Source organism: Chitinophaga sp. (assembly GCF_036569125.1).
Taxonomy (GTDB): Bacteria; Bacteroidota; Bacteroidia; order Chitinophagales; family Chitinophagaceae; genus Chitinophaga.
In genome coordinates this window covers 1-5,197 of the sequence record NZ_DATCRF010000117.1, presented here as the reverse complement: position 1 = coordinate 5,197, position 5,197 = coordinate 1, and the positions used below count along the sequence as shown (strand labels likewise).

The 5,197-nt window shown below is 50.4% G+C and carries 5 protein-coding genes; 4 read left to right on the top strand and 1 reads right to left on the bottom strand.

Annotated elements, in window-relative coordinates:
• The 4 genes from VIM87_RS04110 to VIM87_RS04095 all read left to right on the top strand — a co-directional run.
• The coding region (locus tag VIM87_RS04110) for a TlpA disulfide reductase family protein (RefSeq protein WP_331995745.1) at window positions 1-1,550 on the top strand (1,550 nt) is incomplete at its 5' end.
• Window positions 1,547-2,620 (top strand): alpha/beta hydrolase family protein, encoded by a 1,074-nt coding sequence (locus VIM87_RS04105; RefSeq protein WP_331995744.1) that lies wholly within the window; start codon window positions 1,547-1,549, stop codon window positions 2,618-2,620. The genes VIM87_RS04110 and VIM87_RS04105, both read left to right, overlap by 4 nt.
• A gap of 204 nt (window positions 2,621-2,824) precedes the next feature.
• Complete coding sequence (locus VIM87_RS04100; protein WP_331995743.1) at window positions 2,825-3,220, top strand: response regulator; 396 nt, start codon at window positions 2,825-2,827, stop codon at window positions 3,218-3,220.
• 84 nt (window positions 3,221-3,304) lie between these two features.
• Entirely contained in the window at window positions 3,305-3,709 is a 405-nt protein-coding gene (locus VIM87_RS04095) for a response regulator (protein ID WP_331995742.1), read from the top strand.
• 15 nt (window positions 3,710-3,724) lie between these two features.
• Here VIM87_RS04095 and VIM87_RS04090 read toward each other — a convergent pair.
• The coding region (locus VIM87_RS04090; RefSeq protein WP_331995741.1) for an excinuclease ABC subunit UvrA at window positions 3,725-5,197 on the bottom strand (1,473 nt) is incomplete at its 5' end.

Here is a 5,197-nt window from a genome sequence, read left to right as displayed (position 1 = left end):
CCGCCGTAGAAGATTCCGCCCGCATTGGGGACGATGTAGGCCTGTTCTGGATGAACAATGAGCTGAGATACAATCCCGAAAGCAGGCGGCATATCATGTACGGCGCTATGTCTATCCTGAAACACAGCGGAGCGCCCCGGGCCGATACCATTATCCTGCGGGAGATCGATTACATCAGCAAGCTGCCGGATGCCACAGAAGCAGAGCTGATGAATGCCGGCAAAGCTTACCGGTACCTGCTGGGGAATACACATAAAGCAGATTCTATGGACCAGGTGATCATCAGCCGCTACCCCGCAGGCATAACAGCCAGGGATAAAATGATCTACAAAATGTTCCGCGCAGGTGAAAATGAGCGGCTGGATCTCTGGAAAACATTTGTACAGCAATTCCCGCTGCAAAAGTTTACGGATGTGGATACGGAGACAGATGAAATGTACTATGAAAAAGTGTACCGCGGCATTGTGTACCAGGTGGTAATGAAAAATAAGAACCTGGAAATACTGGACCAGATGATGGATCAGGCGCCGTTAATATGCCTTACGGAATTTCACCGTTTACTGATCATGAATGCGCTGGCGCATGACCAGGCAAAATTATCGGAAGCATTTCCATATTCAAAAAAGCTGGTGGAGCATATCGAGGCTTACACTACCAACAAAATTGGCCGCGACAGCCGTTTTTATTCACCCCTGCAATGGAAGCAGCGGGTGCTGAGCTTTGCCGTACCTGCCTTTATGGGCCATGCATCTTTACTGCACCAGCAGGGAGATGATAAATCCGCGCTGTTGTGGATGGAAAAGGTAAAAGACCAGCCGGCAGCTAAGAACGCTGATTTTATGAGCCTTTACGCAGTGCTGCTGGATAATAACGGCCGCCATCCGGAAGCATTGCAGATAGCGGAAAATGCCGCCGGCAGCAACAAAGCCACCCCGGAAATTATTGCACTGTTAAAAAAGCAGTATATAAAACAGCATGGCAATGAAAACGGCTTTGACGCTTATTTTCAAAGCATGAAGAATGCAGAGCAGCTTTCTGCCGAACAGGAAGCGCTGCGTGCACAGCTGATCCGTAAACAGGCCCCTGCCTTTAAGCTGGAACAGCTTTCCGGCGGGATGGCGGACCTCAATAAAGAGAAAGGTAAAATAGTGGTGATCGATTTCTGGGCTACCTGGTGCGGCCCCTGTAAGGAAGCAATGGCCGGCATGCAGATGGCCGTGGATAAATACAGCCAGGATAAGAATGTGGATTTCTATTTCATTGCTACGCAGGAAAGCCGGCCGGATTACCGGGAGCAGATCAAAAAGTTCCTGCAGTCAAAGAACTTTCACATGAATGTGTTGCTGGATGCAAAAAGTGCATCATCCGGGCATTTGGACGATACCTATAACAAATACACCAAAGCACTGCAGTTTTCCGGCATTCCCGCTAAAGTGATCATTGACGGGCATGGCATGATCCGCTGGCTGGGCACTGGTTATAAAGGCAGTCCCAGCGCGCTGGCCGATGAAATATCCTATATTATTGAGCTGTTAAAGAAAGAAGGATGAGCCGGCAGTTTATGTTCAGCTGCCTGTTAATGGTGGCTTATATGCCGCTTTGTTTGGGTCAGGCAGCGCCGGTGAGCAAGCAGGTTCATTTTAATAATAAGGACAGCATCCGTTTTGGCGGCACGCTAACCCTGCCTGCAGGCCGGACGGTTTTTCCGGCAGTAGTGTTATTGTCCGGAACGGGTAAGCAGGACCGCAACGGGAATATGGCCGGGCATAAAATGTTTAAAGCGCTGGCCGATTCCCTGGCTGCACTGGGTTTTGCGGTGCTGCGTACAGACGACCGTGGAGTAGGAGAAACAAATGGGGTATATGAAACCGCCACTACACAAGACTTTGCCAACGATGCGCTGGCGGCCGTAGCTTTTTTACGCACGCAACCCGGCGTAGCTGCCACAGGGCTTATAGGCCATAGCGAAGGTGGCGCAGCTGCTATTATTGCGGCAGCAGGCAGTAAGGAGATCAGTTTTGTGATCACACTGGCCGGGCTGGCCACCAGAGGACTGGATGCATTAAAACTGCAAAACCGCGCCCTCATTAATGCAGCGCCTATCTCAGACTATGATAAGAACCGGCATAACACTATCACTACCCGGATGTTTGATACGGCTTACCGTTATGCCTATACGCCCCGGCTGGAGGCCAGTCTCCGCGCTACCTATGCCGCCTGGAAACATGCGGATGACAGCGCCTATGCAAAGGATAAGCCGGGTGAGTTTGATCACATGCGCTTCTTTGCGGATTCTTACATACGGCAGGCTGCCGGCCCCTGGTACCAGTACCATCTCCGGTATGATCCGGCGCCTTTCCTGCAGCAGATCAAAGTGCCTTTCCTGGCGCTGAATGGCGATAAGGACATAATGGTGCCCTATAAAGAGAACCTGGACATGATTAAAAATACCCTGCAGCAAAGCGGTAATAACCAGGTAACGGTAAAAGTAATACCGGGGCTGAACCACCTGTTCCTGCATTGCAATACCTGCACCAACGAGGAGATCCCGCAGCTGAAAGGCGATTTTGCACCTGAGGCCTGGGCGGAAATAAAACGCTGGCTGCAGCCATTCCGCTGAAATTTTTAGGTTGATAATGACCATCCTATCAAAAACCAACGATGGATGAAGGCCCTGCTGAAAGGCAGTGTCGGGTTGACAAAAAAAAGGGCTGCTCTTTACAGGGCGGCCTTTGATCTTTAAGACGGTTTTAAGCGCGCCCCTGGTCTGATATCTATCTTATTAATAAAAATATTGCTATTTTTACCATACATATCCAATACCATGAGTAAGAATAGAACGGTGTTCCTGGTAGATGATGATACGGATGATCAGGATTTTTTTAAATCCGCGCTCCAAACCATTGATAACTCTGCTTTCCTGCTTTCCGCTTTTAACGGAGAACATGCGCTGGAAATGATAAATGGTGGAAATGTTGATCCCGATATCGTTTTCCTGGATCTGAATATGCCCCGCATGAACGGCGCCGAGCTATTGGTTGAGCTACGCAGAATGGAAAGCTTTGATCCGATACCCATTATCCTGTATTCCACCTCTTCAGAAAGATCCGCCATTATCGAGTGCCTGCAATTGGGCGCCAATGATTATTTGGTGAAGCCCAATAAATTTGAAACATTGATCGTTGAGATAAGAACAGTAATGGATAAGTACTTAAAATAACGGTCGCATTTTTGTGGGTAAGTAGCAGCCGGGAAGGCCGAACGAACGAAAACTAATTATAGACAAAAATATTTTACAAGTCATATGAGCAAGGGTGTTACGATTTTTTTGGTTGATGACGACGCGGAGGACCGGCGCGTATTTCAGGATGCGCTGGAAGAAGTGACCAGCAAAGTGCAGCTCCTGTCTGCATATGACGGTGAGCATGCGCTGGAATTAATGAACGACCGGAAATTCAGTAACCCGGACATTATTTTCATGGATCTGAACATGCCCAGGATGAATGGCATGGAATTACTGGCCGAGCTCCGGCAAAGAAGGAACTTAACCGACGTTCCCATTATTGTATTCTCCACCTCCGCCATGTTAACCTACATCCAGCAATGCATGCAATTAGGGGCAGATGATTACCTGATAAAACCGGAAAGCTTTGCCATGCTGGTTAGCGGCATCCGGCAAAAGCTGGAAAAACATACCAATGCTGCTTAAGGCAGCTGTCTCCGTTTAACTACTCAGATATTTCGCCAGGAAAGGCGCCGTACGGCTGTGCTTATTTTCCGCAATAGCAGCTACGGGGCCTGCAGTCACCACTTTGCCGCCTTCATCGCCCGCACCGGGCCCAATATCTATAATCCAGTCGCTGTTGGCAATTACATGCATATCATGTTCAACCGTAATAACGGTGTTGCCCTGGTCTACCAGCAAATTAAGCTGATCCATCAGCTTTTCAACGTCGGACGGGTGCAGGCCGGTGGTGGGCTCATCCAGTATATACAGTGAGCTGCCATGCTGTGTTCTCTGCAGCTCCGTGGCCAGCTTTATACGTTGCGCCTCGCCGCCGGAAAGCTCTGTAGCAGGCTGTCCCAGCCGCAGGTAGCCCAGGCCCACCTGCTGCACGGTTTCCAGGGGCCTTTTTATTTGCGGTTCATCTATGAAAAAAAGGAAAGCATCATCCACCGTCATTTCCAGCACCTCCGCAATGTTTTTATCGTTGTACTTAATTTCAAGCGTTTTATTATTATACCGGGTACCCTGGCAGGTGGGGCAGGGGGCATACACGCTGGGCAGGAACAGCAGCTCTACCATCACAAAACCTTCCCCTTCACAATGGCTGCAGCGGCCCTTTGCAACATTAAAGGAAAAGCGGCCTGCATCATAATGCCGGGCTTTGGCCATTTTGGTGGCGGCAAACAGCTTCCGGATGGGATCAAACAACCCGGTGTAGGTGGCCAGGTTGGAACGGGGCGTACGGCCTATTGGTTTCTGATCCACTACTATCAAACGCTTAACAGCATCCATCCCTGCTGTAATACGGCCTTCCAGCGGTAATGCCTGCTGTTCAGGCATTTCTGTTTCCTCATTGGCAGCGGGTACGGCTTGTCCCAGCTGGGTGGCCACCAGCTCCACCAGCACCTGGCTTACCAGGGTGCTTTTCCCTGATCCGGATACGCCGGTAACGCTGGTAAAAACACCTAATGGAAAAGCAGCGCTGAAATCGTGCAGGTTGTTGCGTGTAATGCCTTCCAGCCGCAGCCAGCCTTTGGGCTGCCTTGCTGTACGGGCTTTGTGTGGCTGCGTATTCAGATAGTGTTTGGTAACAGATGCGGGTACACGCTTTAATCCCTCCGGGGGACCGCTGTATAATATTTCGCCGCCCTTTTCCCCGGCAGCAGGTCCTACATCCACGATCCAGTCGGCATGCCTTATCACATCCACCTCATGCTCAACTACAAAAAGGGAGTTGCCGGCTGCTTTAAGGCCATCCAGCGCCCGTAGCAGGGCCTGTGTATCAGCGGGATGCAGGCCGGCCGAAGGCTCGTCCAGCACATACACCACGCCAAACAGGTTGGAATGGATCTGTGTAGCCAGCCTTAGTCTTTGTAATTCACCGGGTGAAAGGGTGGGGGTGCTTCTTTCCAGGGTCAGGTAGCCCAGGCCAAGGTCTATCAGCACATCCAGCCTTTTAACCATATCTTC